The following is a 16,531-nucleotide window of genomic DNA, read 5'->3' as shown; positions in this document are numbered from 1 at the left end:
TCACCGCGAATATTGCGCCTTGTATCATGGCCAGTGATACGAAGCATCAAACGATGAATGCTGTCATTGAAAGGCGTGGCGGGACACTGGCGTGCCCGGCCCAGGGCTTCGCGCCCCGACCGCCCCACTTCCGCGCTACGCCGCCAGCGGCAGCATGGCGCCGGCATCGCCGCCCAGTGCCACGCCGCCCGCCACATGCCAGGCATTGCGATAACCGAGACGGTGCAGGCATTGCGCCGCCTTGACGCTGCGCGCGCCGCTGCGGCAGAAGAACACCAGCGGGCGCTCGTGGGCGCGCAGCCAGACCGACAGGCGGTCGGCCAGGCGCGACAGGGGCACGCTCTGCACCGCGCGTCCGTGCCAGTGGTCCGCGTCCGCCGCCGCATGTTCGTAAGCTTCGCGCACGTCGATCAGCAGCGCATCGGGATGGTCGTTGAAGAAGCGCTCGAGGCCATGTGCCTCGAGCTGCATCGCCAAGGGGTTGGCGGGTGGTGCTGCGGCGCTGCGTTCGGCCACCAGGGTGGTGCAAGGCAGGCTGCCAGCCTCGCACGCCGGACAGACGATGGTCTTGCGCGACACCAGTTCCGCCAGTTGTTGAATCACCGCGTCCGGCCCGGTGAAGGCAAAGCGCACATCGCCGGCGGCCAGGCCCGCGGCCGAGCGCTCGCCGAGCAGGTAGCTGGCGCCGTTCGCGTGCGCCACGCGCGCCAGCACGCGGGTGCCGAACATCAGGGCACTGACGACCTGGCCGTTATCGAGCGTGGCTTCGTCGGCCAGCACGGGCCAGCCCAGCGCTTCGTGGCTGATGCCGCCGGCAAGCTGGCCGCCCAGCGCCGCCACCAGGGCTGCGCGTCCGTCACCGGCGCCGCCATGCGTGTCGATCACGGCGCGCACCCGGTAGCCCTGGCAGCGCACCTGGTCGGCGATGCGCACCGCCAGCGCGGCGAGCGGATTGATGATGGCGCAGGTGCGGCTGGCCGCGTCGAGCACCAGCCAGGTACAGGCTCCGCCAGCGCCCAGTTGAACCACGCCGTCGCTGTCCTGCGCGGGCGTGGCCGACGGGATCAGGCAGCTGGCGCGCAAGGCCGCGCCGCAGCGGGCGATGCGCTCGCAGGCGGCGTCGATCAGGGCCTCGTCCGCCATCGGCCCGAACGACATGCGCACCGCCGCGGCGCAGCGCCACGGTGCCAGCCGCATCGCCGTGAGCACATAGCTGGGCGCGGCCTTGGCCGCCGAACAGGCCGACCCCGCGCTGACGCGCACGCCGGCGGCGTCGAACAGGTCGAGCAGTTCCTTGCCGGCCAGGCCAGGCACGGAAAAATTGAGCGTGGTCGGCAAGCTGTGTTCGAACGGCGCATTGAAGACGATGCCAGGCAGCGCCGCGCGCAGGGCCGCGGCCAGCCGTTCGCGCATCCGGACCAGTTGCGCGTGGCTGCGAAAGCTCGCGCCATCGTCGAGCGCCGCGAGCACGGCACCCAGGGCGGCGATGCCGCTCATGTTTTCGGTGCCGGAGCGCTGGCCGGCTTCCTGCCCGCCGCCCATCATCAGCGCGGTGTAGGGCGCTCCCTCGCGCACATACAGCATGCCGATGCCCTTGGGCGCATACAGCTTGTGGCCCGAAAACGGCGCGTAATCGATGCGGGTCGCGGCCAGGTCCAGCGTGAGCTTGCCGAGCGCCTGCACGCTGTCGACCATCCACAGCGCCGTTGGCGCGCACTCGCGCAAGAGCGCTTCGATGCCGGCCAGGTCGGAGATGGTGCCGCTTTCGTTATTGGCGGCCATGGTGCACACGAAAGCCGCGCGCGGCGCCAGTTCGCGCAGCACGTCGAGCCGGTGGCGGCCGTCGGCGTCGACCGGCAGCGCGCGCAGTTCCAGGCCGGTGCCGAGCAGCGCGTTCCAGTGCGCCAGGCTTTCGGGCACCGCCTTGTGTTCGGTGGCGCCGTACAGCAGCAGGTCGCCGGTCGCTTCGCCCCGGGCGCGGCGCGCGCGGATATCGCACAGCGCCGACAGCACCGAGGTCTGGATGCCTTCCGTGGCGCCGCTGGTAAAGGTCAGCTTGCCCGGCCCCGCGCCCAGCACGCGGCGCGCCTGTGCGCGCACACCGTCGAGCATCGCCTTGGCCTTCAGACCGGTGGCATGGCTGCTGCTGGGGTTCCCGTAGCAGTCGCGCATGGCCAGGGCGGCGGCGGCGATGGCGGCCGGATGAACGGCCGAGGTGGCGTTGGCGTCGAGGTAAATTTCAGTATGCATGGCAGGTCCGGGCAGCGGCAACAGGATGGTGAAACGTTGATGTCATTCTTGCGTGATATGTTAACGTCTTAAACGTGAGAAAATATGCCAAAGTTTGCTGGTATTCGTACTCATTAAGCATATTCATACCAAATTTCAGCGGAAAGCAGAATGAGTTCTCTCGACAAGTATGATTGCGCCCTCCTCGCGGCCCTGCAGGCCGACGGAACCCTGTCGATCGCGGCCCTGAGCGAGAAGGTCGGCTTGTCCAGCACCCCATGCTGGAAGCGCGTCAAGCGGCTGGAGGAAGAGGGGTATATCCAGAGCCGTGTGAGCATCATCAACCGCGACAAGGTCGGGCTGCCGGTCACGGTGTTCGTCAGCGTGCGCACGACGGAACACGACGAAAAATGGCTGACGCGCTTCGCCGCCGCCGTCATCGCCCTGCCCGAGGTGATGGAGTTTCACCGCATGAGCGGCGACGTCGACTACCTGCTCAAGGTGGTCACCACCGATATCGGCGGCTACGACCTCTTTTACAAGAAGCTGATCAAGACGGCGCACCTGACGGGCGTGTCGTCGGCGTTCTCGATGGAGCAGATCAAGTACACCACCGCGCTGCCGCTCGATCTGATTTTGAAGCGTCTTCCTGCCTAAAACGGCATATAAAATTGTGCAGAATCGTGCGATGATGCCGCTGTCCAGATCAGAGGAGAGACATCGTATGGCATCGAACAATAAGAGTATTCCCTTCGCCGCGGCGGCCCTGCTGCTGGTATCCCAGGCCGCGCTGGCGCAGGAGCAGGTCGTCAAGATCGGCATCACCGGCCCGCTGTCGGGCGCCAACGCCTTTGCCGGCAAGGACAACGAAAACGGCGTGCGCCTCGCGCTGGAAGAACTGAACGCCAAAAAAGTCAGCATCGGCGGCAAGGCCATCAAGTTCGAACTCCATTCCGAGGACGACCAGGGCGATCCGAAAGCCGGCGTGGCGGTCGCGCAAAAACTGGTCGACGCCGGCGTGCGCTTCGTGCTCGGGCCCTACAACTCCGGCGTGGCCATTCCCGCCTCGCGCGTCTACAACGACGCCGGCGTGATCATGTCGACCGTCGGCACCAACCCCAAGGTGACGCAGAACGGCTACAAGGGCGTGTTCCGCATCGTCGCCAGCGACACCCAGCTCGGCGCGTCGATGGCCGGCTATGCGGCCAAGCAGCTCAAGCTCAAGACGATCGGCGTGATCGACGACCGCACCGCCTTCGGCCAGGGCATCGCCATGGAATTCGTCAAGCAGGCCAAGGCCTCCGGCATCACGGTGGCGGGCCACGAGTTCACGACCGACAAGGCAACCGACTTCGCCGCCATCCTCACCAAGCTGAAATCGAAAAACGTCGATGCGATTTTCTTTGGCGGCTACGCGCCCCAGGGCGCGCCGATGGTGCGCCAGATGCGCCAGCTTGGCCTGAAGGTCAAGCTGCTCGGCGGCGACACCCTGTGCAGCCCAGAAATGGCCAAGCTCGGTGGCGATGCGGTCGGCGAAAACGTGCTGTGCGCCCAGGGTGGCGCAATCCTCGACAAGCAGGCCGACGGCCCCGCCTTCCAGGCCCGCTACAAGGCGCGCTTCAAGCAGGCGCCCGATGTGTATGCGGCGTCGTTCTACGACCAGACCATGTTCATCGCACAGTCGATGAAGTCGGCCAATTCGCTCGATCCCTCGGTGGTGGCCGCGGCCATGCGCGCCAGCAGCTACAAGGGCGTGGTGGGTTCCTATGCTTATGATGCAAACGGCAATATGAAGCAGTCGACCGTGACCGTCTACACCTTCAAGAACGGCGTGCCTTCCGCGCTGGCCACCTACTGATGCGCGCGTCCCTGCTGCTGGCGGCGGCGCTGGCTGCGTCGGCCGCTGCGTCGGCTGCCGCTCAGACACCGGCCGCGCTGACGCCGCCGCTGGCCCAATTCGGCATCGCGCAACAGGCCATGCCGGCCTTTATCCAGCGCTACCAGCTCGATTACGCCAGTCTCGACAAACTGTACACGGTGGCCAACGGCACCGCCCGCGCGCGCCAGATGCAGGAGTTTTTCGAGCAGTGGCGCGCGGCGCTCGATGCCCTGCCGTTCGACAGCTACGGCGTGGAAGACCGCATCGACGTGGTCATGATGCGCAGCCAGATCGACTTCGAGCTGCGCGAACTGGCGGCCCAGCGCAAGCGTTTCGCCGAGGCCGAGCCGCTGGCGCCGTTCGTGCGTCCGCTGATCGACATGGCCGAAGCGCGCCGCGTGATGCAGGCGCAGGACGGCGCGGCCAGTGCGGCCGTGCTGCAGCGGGCGCTGGTGGCGGTGCGCAAGGCGCACGATGCGCTGCTGGCCGGCGCCGACATCAATGCGCCCAAACCGATGGCGTCGCGCAGCGTGGCCAACCGCGCGGCGCAGGTGCTGGCATCCACCGCGAAGGACCTGAAAGCCTGGTACGCCTATTACGAAGGGTACGACCCGCAGCTCACGTGGTGGGCCAAGCGCCCGTACGCGGACCTGGACAAGGCCATGAGCGATTACGCCGCCAGCCTGAACGAACGGCTGGTGGGCAAGGCGTCCGTCAAGTTGCTCAATGTGACGGGCGACCCGATCGGGCGCGAAGGCTTGATGAGCGCCCTGCAGCGCGACATGATCCCGTACACGCCGGAAGAACTGATGGCGCTGGCCGAAAAAGAACTTGCCTGGGGCGAGGCCGAACTGCGCGTGGCGTCGGCCGAAATGGGCTTTGGCAGCGACTGGCATGCGGCCATGGAGAAGGTCAAGACCATGTATGTGACGCCGGGCGAGCAGCCGGCCATGGTGCGGCGCCTGGCCAAGGAAGCCATCGACTACATGGCGGCCAACAAGCTGGTGACGGTGCCGGAAGTGGCGCGCCGCAGCTGGCGCATGGACATGCTCTCGCCCGAAGCGCAGCTGATCAGCCCATTTTTCCTGGGCGGCGACACGATCCTGGTGTCCTACCCCACGGCCGACATGACGCACGAGCAGAAGCTCATGTCCATGCGCGGCAATAACCCGCACTTTTCGCGCGCGACCGTGCAGCACGAGCTCATTCCAGGCCATCACCTGCAAGGGTTCATGGCGGATCGCTACCAGCCGCAGCGCCGCCTGTTCGACTCGCCATTTTTTGTGGAGGGCTGGGCCGTGTACTGGGAAATGCTGCTCTACGAGCGCAAATTCGCCGTCACGCCGGAAGACCGGATCGGGATGATGTTCTGGCGTAATCACCGGGCGGCGCGCATCCTATTCTCGCTCGGTTTCCACATGGGAAAAATCACGCCCGAGCAGGCGGTCGAGATGCTGATCAAACGCGTCGGCCACGAACCGGACAACGCGCGCGCCGAGGTGCGGCGCTCGTTCAACGGCGAATATCCGCCGCTGTATCAGGCCGGCTACATGGTCGGGGCGCTGCAACTGCGCGAACTCAAACGCGAGCTGGTCGACGGCGGCAAGATGACGCTGCTTCAATACCACGACCGCATTCTCGAAGGCGGCGTGCTGCCCATCGAACTGGTACGCGCGCGCCTGAAAAACGAGAAGGTCGCGCGCGACTTCAAGCCTGGCTGGCGCTTCTACAAATAGCCGTCAGCGCCGCAAGCGCTTGAGGAACACCGCCATCTCGCGCGAGGACTGGAGGTCGCCCTGCTTCACGGCGACCTCCAGTCCTTTGTTCCATGCCGCTTCGGCGTCGTCCGGCCGGTCCAGCGCTTGCAACGCCTTGCCGAGCAGCTTCCACGCCGCCGAGTAAGCCGGATTTTGCTGCGTAGCCTGCTCCAGATGGAGCGCGGCCGCCGCCGCATCGCCGTCTTTCAGACAGGCGTTGCCCAGCCCGAAGCGCAGCAGGGCGTTATCGCGCCCCGCCGCCAGCAGTTTTTCCAGTTGTTCGCGCATGATCGTCGTCTCCTATCGTTTGCCGGCCGCGCGCGCAAGCAGCGCCGCCAGTGCGGGCGCCAGCGCGAAGCTGGCGAACAGCCACATGGCCGCCGACTGCGCGCCCGCTTTGCCTCCCGGTTCGGTCAGTCCCGCAGCATTGGCCACCAGTCCCGCCACCGCCGCGCCGATCGCCATGCCGTACAACTGCACGGTGGTGATCGCCGCCGAGGCCAGGCCGCCCTCCCCCGCCGGCGCCAGCGTCAGCACGCGCGTGAGCAGATGCGGCCAGCCGAGTCCCACGCCGGCGCCGGCGCCGGCCAGCGCCAGGCCGCACAGCAGCATCAGCATGGCGGGCGAGAGCGCGTCGCCGGCCGGCACCAGCAGCGCGAGGGCCAGCAGGCTGATTGCGCCCAGCACCGGACCGGCGCGCAGCATCATCATCGCGGCGGCGCCTTCGCGGCCCGAGGACAGCATGGAACTGGCGCTCCAGCCGGCCGCCATGGCCGCGGTCAGGTAGCCGGCCGCCAGCGGCGTGTAGCCGTGCAGGGTCTGCAAAAAATACGGTACGTAGATTTCGGTGGTGGTGCCGACCAGGAGCAAGGCCACGCCGGCATACACCGCGCCCAGTGGCGACGTGAGTGCCGTAGTCCCCGCAGGCAGCAGGCGCACCGATGAGCGGCGCTCGACGGCGATGGCCGCCACGCCGAGCGCGATCCCGGCCGCCACGCCCAAGCCCTGCCAGGCGAGCATGCGCGACAGACCGCCGGCGGCCACCGCCAGCACGGAGGCGGCCAGCAGCGCGATCTGGGCCACCGGGATGACCGGCTGCGCGGATGCGGCGGCGCCGGCCGGACGCAGTCGCAGCGCGACCAGCAACGCCTGCAGCAAGGCCACCGGCAGCAGGGTCCAGAAGGCCCAGCGCCAGTGCCCGGCCTGGGCGAACAGGCCGCCCACGGCCGGCCCGCACAAGGTGGCCACGCCCCACATGCCCGACACCAGCGCCACCGCGCGCGGCCACAGGGGCGCGGGGAAGACCACGCGGATCAGCGAATAACTCAGGGCGGCCAGGGCGCCGCCGCCCAGGCCCTGCACGCTGCGCCCGGCCAGCATCCATGGCATGGACGTGGCACTGGCGCATGCCGCCGCCCCCAGCGCAAACATGCCGAGCGCCGCCAGGCAGGCGCCGCGCGGACCTGCGTCGGCCAGCAGGCGCACCGACAGGGCCGCGCCGATGATGGAGGCGACCACGAACAAGGTGGTGTTCCAGGCATACCAGTCCAGGCCCCCGATGTCCTGCACCACCGACGGCAGCACGGTGGTGACGATATGGACGTTGATCGCGTGCAGCGCCACGCCGCCGGTCAGGGCCAGGGCCAGCAGGCCGTTATGGCCGGAAAACAGCTCGCCCCAGGAGGCGGTGGAAGGTAAGGCAGCGGGTGAGGCGGAGGACATGGGCTGGTGATCGACAGGGATTCGGGATTGGACTAATATGCAAGAGATTGATTGGATAATAAGGCGCAGCCGTGAATTACGCAAGCAAATCGTTGGATAACTCAGCCGATGGCAAGACGGCCGACCGCATCCTGTTTTTCATCAAGTCCAATGGGCCGAGCGCCACGGCCCGGCTGGCGCAGATGCTGGAGATGACGCCCGAAGCGGCGCGCCAGCAGGTGCAGAAGCTGGTCGCGGCAGGGTTGATCGAAGGCCAGCAGCAGGGCGCCACGGGCGTGGGCCGGCCGCGCCAGAACTGGGTGTTGACCGAGGCCGGCAACCGGCGCTTTCCCGATACGCACGCGCAAATGACGGTGCAGCTGATCGGATCGATCCGCCAGCTGTTCGGCGAGGAAGGGCTGGACAAGCTGGTGGCGCAGCGCGAGAGCGAGGCGCGCGTGCTATACCAGCAGGCCTGCGGCGGCGCCACCGTGCCGGAGCGCCTGGAACAGCTGGCCGCGATCCGCACCGGCGAAGGCTACATGGCGCGCATCGAGTCCGACCAGCAGGGCTGGCTGCTGATCGAAGACCACTGCCCCATCTGCGCGGCGGCGCGCACCTGTCAGGGCTTTTGCCGCTCCGAGCTGCAATTGTTCACCGAAATCGCCGGCCCCGGCACGACGGTGACGCGCGAACAGCATGTGCTGGCCGGTGCCACGCGCTGTGTTTACCGGATCGCTCCTGTATAGAAGTTTCTTGATAGACTCAGCCGGATTGACTATGCTTCGCGCATCTGACTATCGCGGAGCTGGCATGACCATACTAAAACCAACAGGCATCGGAAAACTCTTTGCCGCCGCCTGCCTGATCGAAGGCCTGACCTGGACCGGCCTCCTGATCGGCATGTTCCTCAAGTACGTCACCGACACCACCGACCTGGGCGTGTGGCTGTTCGGGCGGCTGCACGGCGTCGCCTTCATGTTCTACGTTGTGGTGGCGGTGCTGGCCGCGCTGCGCCTGCGCTGGCCGTGGTGGGCCACCACCCTCGCCATCCTCGCCGCGGTGCCGCCGCTGGTGACGATTCCGATGGAAATCTGGTACCAGCGACGCGGCTTTCTCACCGAGAAACCCGCCGCGCAACCGTAAAATAAAAAGCCGCTCACGTGAATCGGTGAGCGGCTTGAATGGCAGAGGCCACAGGCTCGGCGCAAGGCGCTGCAAGCCGGGCTTGCCTGGGCCGGTCAGCATCTCGCTGTTTGCTGGCTCGGCGAAAGCACGTCGTCTGGCGTCGATCATACGCGCGCCCGCGCCGGCGCGACAATACAAATTCCCATTCGTGCGCGCGTGGCCGATAAGGCAAATCTATCGTGCATTTGGATGGCGTTATCCCATCTGAAAATCGCGTATCCTGATGGCCGATTTCATTTTTCCACCGGATATATATTATGCATAAAAGTCTTGCCCGGACCGCCCTGTGGGCGGCGCTCGCCCTGAGCTTTGCATCCAATACCGTGCTCGCGGCGCCGGCGGTGCCGCCGGCCGGCAAAGTGTCGGGCGTGGTGTCGGCCCAGGCCAAGAAGCAGCTCGATGCGCTGGCCCTGGAGTATTACGAAGCCGTGGCGCGCTTCGACCCGGTCAACGCCACCGACCGCGGCGATAACCGCTTCGACGACCAGATCGGCATGAGCATTGGTCCCAAGGAGCGCGCGCGCCAGAATGCGCGCTACAACGTCTTTCTGAACCGCCTGCACGCACTGGACCGGCGCGCGCTCGACCTGCGTTCGCAAACCAATTACGACGTGCTCGAATTCGAGTTGAACAGCCTCCTGTCGTTTGCCAATCTGCCGGAACTGATGCTGCCGCTGAACCAGATGGACAGCATCCCCGTCACCATCGCCAACTACGCCAGCGGCGACGGCGCCCAGCCCCTGAAAACGGTCAAGGATTACAAGGCTTACCTGAACCGCCTGACGCAGCTGCCGGCATGGATCGACCAGGCCATCGCCAACATGCGCGAAGGGATGCGCGTGGGCGTGACCCTGCCGCGCGCGACGGTGGTATCGATGCTGCCGCAGTACCAGAAGCTGATCAGCGCCAAGGCCGACGAGAGCATCTACTACACCCCGATCCGCAAGATGCCGGCCAGTTTCTCGGCCCGCGACAAGGCGGCGCTGACGGCCGGCTACCGCAAGGCAATCGACGCCAAGCTGGCACCGGCGCTGGTGCGCCTGGCCAGCTTCATCGAGAAGGATTACCTGCCGGCGGCGCGCACCAGCACCGGCTGGAGCGCCCTGCCCGAGGGGAAGGAGTGGTACGAAAAGAACGTGGCGATCCAGACCACCACCAGCCTGACGCCGGAACAGATCCACGCGATCGGCCTGAAGGAAGTGGCGCGCATCCAAAGCGAGTATGGCGTGGTGGGCCCGAAGATGGGCTACACCGGACCAGCCGCGGGGCTGCCGGCGTGGGTATCGCAGCAGGAAAAATACAAGCCGTTCAAGACCGACCAGGAAGTCATCGACGTGTACCGCAAGCTCGATGCGCTGCTGCGCACCAAGCTGCCGGCCTTGTTTACACTCATGCCGAAGGCGCCGCTCGACCTGCGGCTGGAGCCGGAACTGTCGCGCGCAACGGCCTCGGATCACTACACCGCGCCGGCCATGGACGGCTCGCGCCCGGGCGTGTTCTGGTCCGTGGTGAACGACCCCAAACAGTACGGCAGCACCGGCATGGTGACCCTGTTCCTGCATGAGGGCCAGCCGGGCCACCACTTCCACATCGCCCTGCTGCAGGAGCTGGACCTGCCCAAGTTCCGCCAGTTCAGCGGCAACACCGCCTACACCGAAGGCTGGGCGCTGTATGCGGAAACCCTGGGCAAGGAGATGGGCCTGTTCGACAAGCCGGAGGATTATTTTGGCCACCTCAATGACGAAATGCTGCGCGCGGTGCGGCTGGTGGTCGATACTGGCATGCACGCGAAAGGCTGGACGCGCGAGCAGTCGATCCAGTACATGCGCGATACGCTCGGCTTCCCGGAATCGATGGCACGGAGCGAAACGGAGCGCTACATGGTGTGGCCGGGACAGGCGCTCGGCTACAAGATCGGCGCGCTGAAAATCACGGAACTGCGGCGCCGCGCGGAAGCGGCGCTGGGCGATAAATTCAGCCTGCCGAAGTTCCACGAGATCGTGCTGGAAGACGGCACCCTGCCGCTGTCGCTGCTGGAAGTGAAGGTCAATCGCTGGATCGAGAAGAACCAGTAAGAAGATGAATGCCCCCGACGATGAATTAATCCGTTCATCGGCGGGGACGACACCAGGGAGAGACGCAATGAAAACCATCGTTTTGCTCGGCGTACTCCTGTCGCTCGCCAGCATGTCGCCAGCGAACAGCGAGGAAGACGCTTCCGGCTACACCAAATTGAAGGGCGCGTACCGGACCTATTCGCGTGGCATCGGAGACCCCGGTGCTCCCACCGCTGCCGACACCAAGATCATGTTTTCCATCGACGGCAAGGCCGCACGCGAGATGTTCGATGCCATGGGCAAGGACGTCAAGGACGCGTGTACCGAAGGTAGAGGAACGCGCGTGCGCACGAAGGATCAGGAACGCCTGTGGTGCGGCCGCAGCAAGCAGGGCGTGTATTCCTGCAATTTCGGGTTCGATCTGAAAAGCGGAAAGAGCATCGGCGGCATCGTGTGCTGAGCGACCATCCGCACCTGTGAAAACGGCACCGTCGCGAGACTGGTGCCATTTTTTTATGCTGAACACGTCAGCATTAGATAGCCGCCGTGCTTACATCACCGACAGCACCGGATAGCGCCGCCACTCCGGCTCCACATAGCGCGCGCAATTGGCGAAGATGAAGTCGAGTACCGCGCACTGGTCCGACAACAGGGCCGGATTGGCCGCCTTCCAGGCCTCGAACTTCGCCTGCAAGGCCGGCTCGTCGCGCAGCAGTTCCAGCGCGTGGTCCTCGAACACGTAATCGGAATACGCTTCCTTCTTCTCCAGCACACTGTTGAAAAATCCCCAGCGGAAGAAGCTGTCGTGGCCCTGCGGCTCCAGCGTTTCGATCGCGTAGCGCGCCATGTCCTGGTCGAGCGAAATCCACCAGTCGCCCGCGCGCAGGGTCACGGCCTGGGTGACCTTCTCCAGCTGCACGTCGTCATGGAACATGTGGCCTTCATACGCATTCGCGCGCGAGTCGACCGACACTATCCGGTAGCACTGCACCTGCTCCACGCGGTCGGCCTCGATGCGCTGCATCGCCACGCCGTTCCACTGCAGCCGCTCGATCACTTCGCGCCAGGCTTGCGGCACCACGTATGCGCGCGGCGTCGCCACCACGATATCGGCCGGGAAGCTGTTGAAGTAGGCGATGTCGCTCTCCCACGGCTCGTTGCGGTCGTACGACAGGCGCGTGTAATTGCCGATCACGCTAGGCGTGTATTTGGCGGCATAGCCGCGGAACGGGAAAGTCGACGGATTGTCCGCATCCATGGACCAGTGCACCGGCCACTCGCGGCGCGCTTTTCCTTCGTCGCGCGCGGCGCGGCGCAGTGCCTGGATGGTGGCCGCCTGCGCGACCGTGAAGTCGAGCGCCGTTTCGACCAGCGCGCGCATCGAGTCGTAGCGGTCGGCGAAGGGCTTGAGCATATGCGTCTCGGGCATGAAGCCGATGGTGTGATGCAGCGCCGCGAAGCCGGTCGAAAAGCGCGGCGTTTCCAAAAATTCGGCTATGCCGTGGTCCGGGCTGTCCTTGACCGGATTGACATACGGGCAGGTCGGCCAGCCGCGCCGCGCCATTTCGCCGAACATATGCGGCAGCATGGTGTCCTGCAAAAATTCACCGAGCGAGCCGCCAAGCTTGTCGGTCTGCGTGTGAATCAGGGTCATCGTGTACGGGTAATCGGCGCCGTTGGAGGTGTGGGTGTCGACCATCACGTCCGGGTCCCAGGCGGTGAACAGCTTGTTGAACACCTGCGCGGTGAGGCTGTCGCACTTGACGAAGTCGCGGTTCAGGTCGAGGTGGCGACTGTTGCCGCGAAAGCCGAACTGCTCGGGGCCATCCTGGTTCACGCGCGAGGTATCGGCGCGGTTGATGCTGCCGTCGACGTTGTACAGCGGGACGAACAGGAATACGGTCTTGCCCAGCGCGGCCAGGCGGGCCGGCTCGGTGCAGAAGTCGCGCACCAGCGCCATGCAGGCGTCAACGCCTTCCGGCTCGCCCGGATGGATGCCGTTATTGTTGAAGAAAACCGGACGCCCTTCGTCTTTCAGGCGCTGGCGGTCGAATACGCCGTCGGCAGTCACCACGCCGGCGTGGATCGGCAGGCCGCAATCGGAGGTGCCGACGACGCTGAAGTGAAGCACGCCGGGATAACGGCGCGCCAGCTCTTCGTACCATGCGATGCAGTCAGCCCAGGTCGTGGTCTGATTCTTGTTACCCTTTTCGTAGGGTGTTTTCAATTCGTTCGACATTATGTGTTGTGCGATGAAAGGTTGGAACGGTGCCGCTGCTGATATGGCACAGCAGTCAGGCGATTTGTGCGATCGGCAGGGCGATGCCGATCACGGTGCCTTTGTCAGGCTCGGAGCTGAAGTCGATGGTGCCGCCCAGCGCGTACACGCGTTCGCGCATGCCGATGATGCCGATCCCGGACGACGCGCTGGCGGTGCTGAAGCCGGCGCCATCGTCGGCGATTTCGATATGCAGCGTGTCGTCCTGCTCGGACAAGGTCATCGCCACCTGCGCATGCGTGGCGCCGGCATGCTTGAGCACATTCGACAGCGCTTCCTGCACGATGCGGTAGGCTGAAATGGCCAGTTCGCTCTCCAGACCCGAAAAATCGCCGTCGGAATGGAACTGGAAGTGGCATTCGGGATGGCTGGCGTCGTAGTGGCGGATCATCTCTTCCACCGCGCCGTGCAGGCCGAGCATGTCGAGTACCTCGGGGCGCAGGCGCCGCACCAGGCGCCGTCCGCTGGCGTACAGGTCGAGCGTGAGCTTGGTGATCGCTTGCGACTTCTGCTTGATCTCGTCGATCATCGGGCCCTGCTCCACCTTGCCGGCCAGGTGCAGGATACTTTGCGACTCCAGGCGCGCGGCGATCAGCGAGGCATTGAGTTCGTCATGAATCTCGATGGCGATGCTCTTGCGCTCATCTTCGACGATCGAGTTCACCTTTTGAATCAGCTTGCGCTTGTCGGCATCGGCCTTGAGCGCTTCGTTGCGCGATTCGACCAGGTCCTTGGTACGCTCGGCGACCTTGTTTTCCAGGTCCTGGCGCGAGCGGCCCAGCGCCACCGACATTTCGGTGATCGATTCCTGCAGCTCGCCCACCTCGCCGCCGGTGGTGACCGGCAGCGCCACCTGGTAATTCCCGCCGCGGATCTCGCGCAGCGCGCCGATCGAGGACTTGAGCGGAATGGTCAGGCTGCGCGCCAGCACGTAGGCCAGCGCGCCGCTGACCACCAGCGCCAGCGCGGCCATCGCCAGCTCGACCTGGAAGCGGCGCGCCTGCTTGTGCAGCATGTTCGTCGGCGACATCGTCACCCTTACGTAGCCCACCACTTCGGTCGGCACGGTGGTCGGCTTGGTGTCGCTCGAACCCGAGACGTGCGGCACGCCGTTGTCCGAGAACAGGTTAATCCAGATCATCTGCTTCTTGATCGGCGCCTCGTAGAAGCGGTCCTCGCCGATGGCGGAGTTCTGCGAAATGACGCTGATGGCGCCTTTCTGGTTGGCGTCGACCACTTCGATGCGGTGGATGCTCTTGTCCGACTGGACCAGGCCATTGATGGTCAGGCGCAGGTCGGACAGGTTGCCCGAGATGACGTTGTATTCGCTGGTTTCAGCCAGCGCCTTGGCCAGGATGCGGCCGCGCTCTTCGAGTTCGAGCGCCACCTGGGCGCGGTGCGAGTACCAGGAGTAGCCCACAAACGACGAGAACAGGAACACCACCGGCAGCATGGTGATGAAGGCCATGCGCGTGCCGATGCTCCAGCTTTGCCAGAATCGCAGATTCATTGGCGCCTCACCGGTGGACGGCGTGTGAAATTGCGGGCGGTGTCGTCGACCGCCACGTCGAGCGAGCGCGCCACGCCTTCGTTGATGACGGTGCTGAAGTAGCGCGGGAACTGGGGCGGCGCCAGTTCGCCCGTGACCACGAATTCGTTTGCCACGTCGGCCACCTGGGCGTTGATCTGCTCGATGGTGGAATAGGTGGTGGCCAGCGCGCCGGCCATCACCATGTCGGCCGAAAAGCCGATCACCGCCTGGTTGTGGCGGTAGGTCGAGAGCAGGATGTTGCGCACGTTCTCGGTGTTGTAGACGCTGCGGTCGGGCATGGCCAGCAGGACCTCGGTTTTGCCGATGCGGTTCAGGACCACGTTGATATCCTCACTGGGGTCGTAATGTTCGATTTCGGCGATGCCTTGCAGCGTCGGTTTGAGAAAGCCGGTGTTACTGCTGACGATGGCGGCCACGCGCACGGGGCGCTTGTAGAGCAGTTCGATCAGGCGCAGCTGGTCGACCGGCGCCGGCTCGGCGTAGATGGCCGTCATGGAGAGCGCGCGCGCGGGCTGCAGCTCTTCGGTGACGGAGCGCCAGACCTGGCTGGAGGTGAAGGCGGCGATGACGACGCAGTCGCACTTGCGCGCGGCCACGTTGCGCAGCGCGACCGGGCCGATGGCCACATACACCATGCGCCGATGCTGGGCCAGTTCGGTGCGAAAGCCGCCGAAGATGGGGACCAGCTGCTTGTACAAATCGTCGGCGATGCGGCGGGTGACGCCGGAATCGTCGGCGGTGACGATCTCGAAGCGAAAGCCGGTGGGGTTGCTGGAGCTGGTCGGGCTGACGACGCCGGCAGCGCCGGCGGTGCCGGACAGGGTGAAGCCGATGGCAAGGGCGATGGCCGAAAGCACACCCCTGCCACCATCATCCCCGCGACGGCGGCGACCCACGTCCGCTTCGGATGCTGCCGTCACACGGACGACGCTTGGGCAACACCGCGCATTCGCGACCCATCTCCTCAAGCCTGCGAACACGCGACCTCCCACTACGGCTCGATCAAGCCGTACTTGACGGCCAGCTTGGTGATATATGCCTGCCGGTGCACGCCCAGCTTTTCCTTGACCGACTGGCTGATATTGCTGATCGTCTTGGTCGACAGATTGAGCTTCTCGGCGATTTCGGCATTGGTCAGCCCTTCGGCCATCAGCTTGAAGATCTCCAGCCCGCGCTGGTCGAGCTGCGACTGCGGCGACGCATCGCCGCGCACCGACAGATTGGCCAGGCGCTCGGCGATCTGCGGCAGGAAATACAGCTTGCCCTCATGCGCATGGCGCACCGCGGTGGCCAGGTCGGCCGGGTCGCAATCCTTGGTGACGAAGGCGCGCGCCCCAAGGCGGTAGGTTTCCTTGATCAGGCTATCCTGGTCGAACTGGCTCAGAAACACGATGCGCGCAGCCGGAAACTTCTCCAGGATGCTCTTGGCCGCATCGAGCCCCGTCAGCTCGGTGCCGAAGCGGATATCGAGCACCAGCACGTCCGGATCGAGGGCAGCGTACATCTCTTCGGCTTCATCGGGCGTCTTGGCCTGTCCCACCACATCCATGCCGACACCGGCCAGCGACATGGCGAAACCGGTCATCACAATGGGATGGTCGTCCGCCAGCAAGACCCGAATCGATTTTTGCTCAGTCTGCACTTTCATTCTCCACGGGTAAAGGCTGCGTTGGCTTACCCCGCCTTGCCATTGAATCGCATCAATATGTGCGACCAGACGGCAGGAACGCCGCGCCTACCAGATTATTTCACACATCCGCGCCTGACGCGAGCCACGCCCCTCCGGGCAAGATTTGCCAGCCGGCTCACCCGGATGGAAGCAGCCACGGCAATAAAATTACTACGAAAACCCTTTTCAATTGCTATGACATAGCATATATTTGATCCATG

14 protein-coding genes are annotated in these 16,531 nt (G+C 65.2%); 7 read left to right on the top strand and 7 right to left on the bottom strand.

Annotated features, from left to right (window positions below):
• Positions 1-135 precede the first annotated feature (135 nt).
• Positions 136-2,250: an aminotransferase class V-fold PLP-dependent enzyme gene (locus RBA40_RS13615; protein ID WP_306648388.1), complete on the bottom strand. Its 2,115-nt coding sequence runs from the start codon at positions 2,248-2,250 to the stop codon at positions 136-138.
• Positions 2,251-2,400: 150 nt separating this feature from the next.
• Between RBA40_RS13615 and RBA40_RS13610 the strand changes: the two genes are divergently transcribed.
• The 3 genes from RBA40_RS13610 to RBA40_RS13600 all read left to right on the top strand — a co-directional run bounded on the left by RBA40_RS13610 (position 2,401) and on the right by RBA40_RS13600 (position 5,844).
• Positions 2,401-2,886, top strand: a complete 486-nt coding sequence (locus tag RBA40_RS13610; protein ID WP_306648387.1) for an Lrp/AsnC family transcriptional regulator — start codon at positions 2,401-2,403, stop codon at positions 2,884-2,886.
• A 67-nt stretch (positions 2,887-2,953) separates the two neighbouring features.
• Positions 2,954-4,087 (top strand): branched-chain amino acid ABC transporter substrate-binding protein, encoded by a 1,134-nt coding sequence (locus tag RBA40_RS13605; protein WP_306648386.1) that lies wholly within the window; start codon positions 2,954-2,956, stop codon positions 4,085-4,087.
• Positions 4,087-5,844, top strand: coding sequence for a DUF885 family protein (locus tag RBA40_RS13600; protein WP_306648385.1), 1,758 nt, complete (start codon positions 4,087-4,089; stop codon positions 5,842-5,844). Before RBA40_RS13605 ends, RBA40_RS13600 begins: the two co-directional genes overlap by 1 nt.
• A 3-nt stretch (positions 5,845-5,847) precedes the next feature.
• Here RBA40_RS13600 and RBA40_RS13595 read toward each other — a convergent pair whose 3' ends face one another.
• Entirely contained in the window at positions 5,848-6,153 is a 306-nt protein-coding gene (locus RBA40_RS13595; RefSeq protein WP_306648384.1) for a tetratricopeptide repeat protein, read from the bottom strand.
• 12 nt (positions 6,154-6,165) lie between these two features.
• Positions 6,166-7,587 carry an MFS transporter gene (locus tag RBA40_RS13590; RefSeq protein ID WP_306648383.1) on the bottom strand — a complete coding sequence of 474 codons (1,422 nt, stop codon included), beginning with the start codon at positions 7,585-7,587 and terminating at the stop codon, positions 6,166-6,168.
• 92 nt (positions 7,588-7,679) lie between these two features.
• Here RBA40_RS13590 and RBA40_RS13585 point away from each other — a divergent pair, with 92 nt between their 5' ends.
• The 4 genes from RBA40_RS13585 (at position 7,680) to RBA40_RS13570 (ending at position 11,271) form a co-directional block, all read left to right on the top strand.
• On the top strand, positions 7,680-8,315 hold the full coding sequence (locus RBA40_RS13585; RefSeq protein ID WP_306648382.1) for a helix-turn-helix transcriptional regulator: 636 nt from the start codon (positions 7,680-7,682) through the stop codon (positions 8,313-8,315).
• A 64-nt stretch (positions 8,316-8,379) separates the two neighbouring features.
• A complete protein-coding gene (locus tag RBA40_RS13580; RefSeq protein ID WP_306648381.1) occupies positions 8,380-8,712 on the top strand; it encodes a DUF3817 domain-containing protein in 333 nt (110 codons plus the stop codon).
• A 299-nt stretch (positions 8,713-9,011) separates the two neighbouring features.
• Positions 9,012-10,829, top strand: coding sequence for a DUF885 domain-containing protein (locus RBA40_RS13575; RefSeq protein WP_306648380.1), 1,818 nt, complete (start codon positions 9,012-9,014; stop codon positions 10,827-10,829).
• A gap of 67 nt (positions 10,830-10,896) precedes the next feature.
• The gene (locus RBA40_RS13570) at positions 10,897-11,271 is read left to right on the top strand and encodes a hypothetical protein (RefSeq protein ID WP_306648379.1); all 375 of its coding nucleotides are present in this window, start codon (positions 10,897-10,899) and stop codon (positions 11,269-11,271) included.
• A 90-nt stretch (positions 11,272-11,361) separates the two neighbouring features.
• On the opposite strand, the gene RBA40_RS13565 is transcribed toward RBA40_RS13570, so the two are convergent.
• The 4 genes from RBA40_RS13565 to RBA40_RS13550 form a co-directional block, all read right to left on the bottom strand.
• Complete coding sequence (locus RBA40_RS13565) at positions 11,362-13,050, bottom strand: M14 family zinc carboxypeptidase (protein WP_306648378.1); 1,689 nt, start codon at positions 13,048-13,050, stop codon at positions 11,362-11,364.
• Between the two features lie 55 nt (positions 13,051-13,105).
• On the bottom strand, positions 13,106-14,599 hold the full coding sequence (locus RBA40_RS13560; RefSeq protein ID WP_306625151.1) for a sensor histidine kinase: 1,494 nt from the start codon (positions 14,597-14,599) through the stop codon (positions 13,106-13,108).
• On the bottom strand, positions 14,596-15,498 hold the full coding sequence (locus tag RBA40_RS13555) for a hypothetical protein (protein WP_306648377.1): 903 nt from the start codon (positions 15,496-15,498) through the stop codon (positions 14,596-14,598). The genes RBA40_RS13560 and RBA40_RS13555 overlap by 4 nt, the downstream gene beginning before the upstream one ends.
• Positions 15,499-15,632: 134 nt before the next feature.
• On the bottom strand, positions 15,633-16,289 hold the full coding sequence (locus tag RBA40_RS13550; protein WP_099873777.1) for a response regulator: 657 nt from the start codon (positions 16,287-16,289) through the stop codon (positions 15,633-15,635).
• Positions 16,290-16,531: the final 242 nt, after the last annotated feature.

Source organism: Massilia pseudoviolaceinigra, assembly GCF_030846505.1.
GTDB lineage: Bacteria > Pseudomonadota > Gammaproteobacteria > Burkholderiales > Burkholderiaceae_D > Telluria_A > Telluria_A violaceinigra.
Note: the sequence above shows the minus strand (reverse complement) of the source record. Positions and strands in the feature narration are given on the sequence as shown.

Bases quoted from the DNA above. Each gene is read 5' to 3' on its own strand.
- RBA40_RS13615 (WP_306648388.1), bottom strand. From the start codon at position 2,250: ATGCATACTGAAATTTACCTCGACGCCAACGCCACCTCGGCCGTTCAT.
- RBA40_RS13565 (WP_306648378.1), bottom strand. From the start codon at position 13,050: ATGTCGAACGAATTGAAAACACCCTACGAAAAGGGTAACAAGAATCAG.
- RBA40_RS13605 (WP_306648386.1), top strand. From the start codon at position 2,954: ATGGCATCGAACAATAAGAGTATTCCCTTCGCCGCGGCGGCCCTGCTG.
- RBA40_RS13590 (WP_306648383.1), bottom strand. From the start codon at position 7,587: ATGTCCTCCGCCTCACCCGCTGCCTTACCTTCCACCGCCTCCTGGGGC.
- RBA40_RS13575 (WP_306648380.1), top strand. From the start codon at position 9,012: ATGCATAAAAGTCTTGCCCGGACCGCCCTGTGGGCGGCGCTCGCCCTG.
- RBA40_RS13580 (WP_306648381.1), top strand. From the start codon at position 8,380: ATGACCATACTAAAACCAACAGGCATCGGAAAACTCTTTGCCGCCGCC.
- RBA40_RS13595 (WP_306648384.1), bottom strand. From the start codon at position 6,153: ATGCGCGAACAACTGGAAAAACTGCTGGCGGCGGGGCGCGATAACGCC.
- RBA40_RS13560 (WP_306625151.1), bottom strand. From the start codon at position 14,599: ATGAATCTGCGATTCTGGCAAAGCTGGAGCATCGGCACGCGCATGGCC.
- RBA40_RS13570 (WP_306648379.1), top strand. From the start codon at position 10,897: ATGAAAACCATCGTTTTGCTCGGCGTACTCCTGTCGCTCGCCAGCATG.
- RBA40_RS13610 (WP_306648387.1), top strand. From the start codon at position 2,401: ATGAGTTCTCTCGACAAGTATGATTGCGCCCTCCTCGCGGCCCTGCAG.
- RBA40_RS13600 (WP_306648385.1), top strand. From the start codon at position 4,087: ATGCGCGCGTCCCTGCTGCTGGCGGCGGCGCTGGCTGCGTCGGCCGCT.
- RBA40_RS13550 (WP_099873777.1), bottom strand. From the start codon at position 16,289: ATGAAAGTGCAGACTGAGCAAAAATCGATTCGGGTCTTGCTGGCGGAC.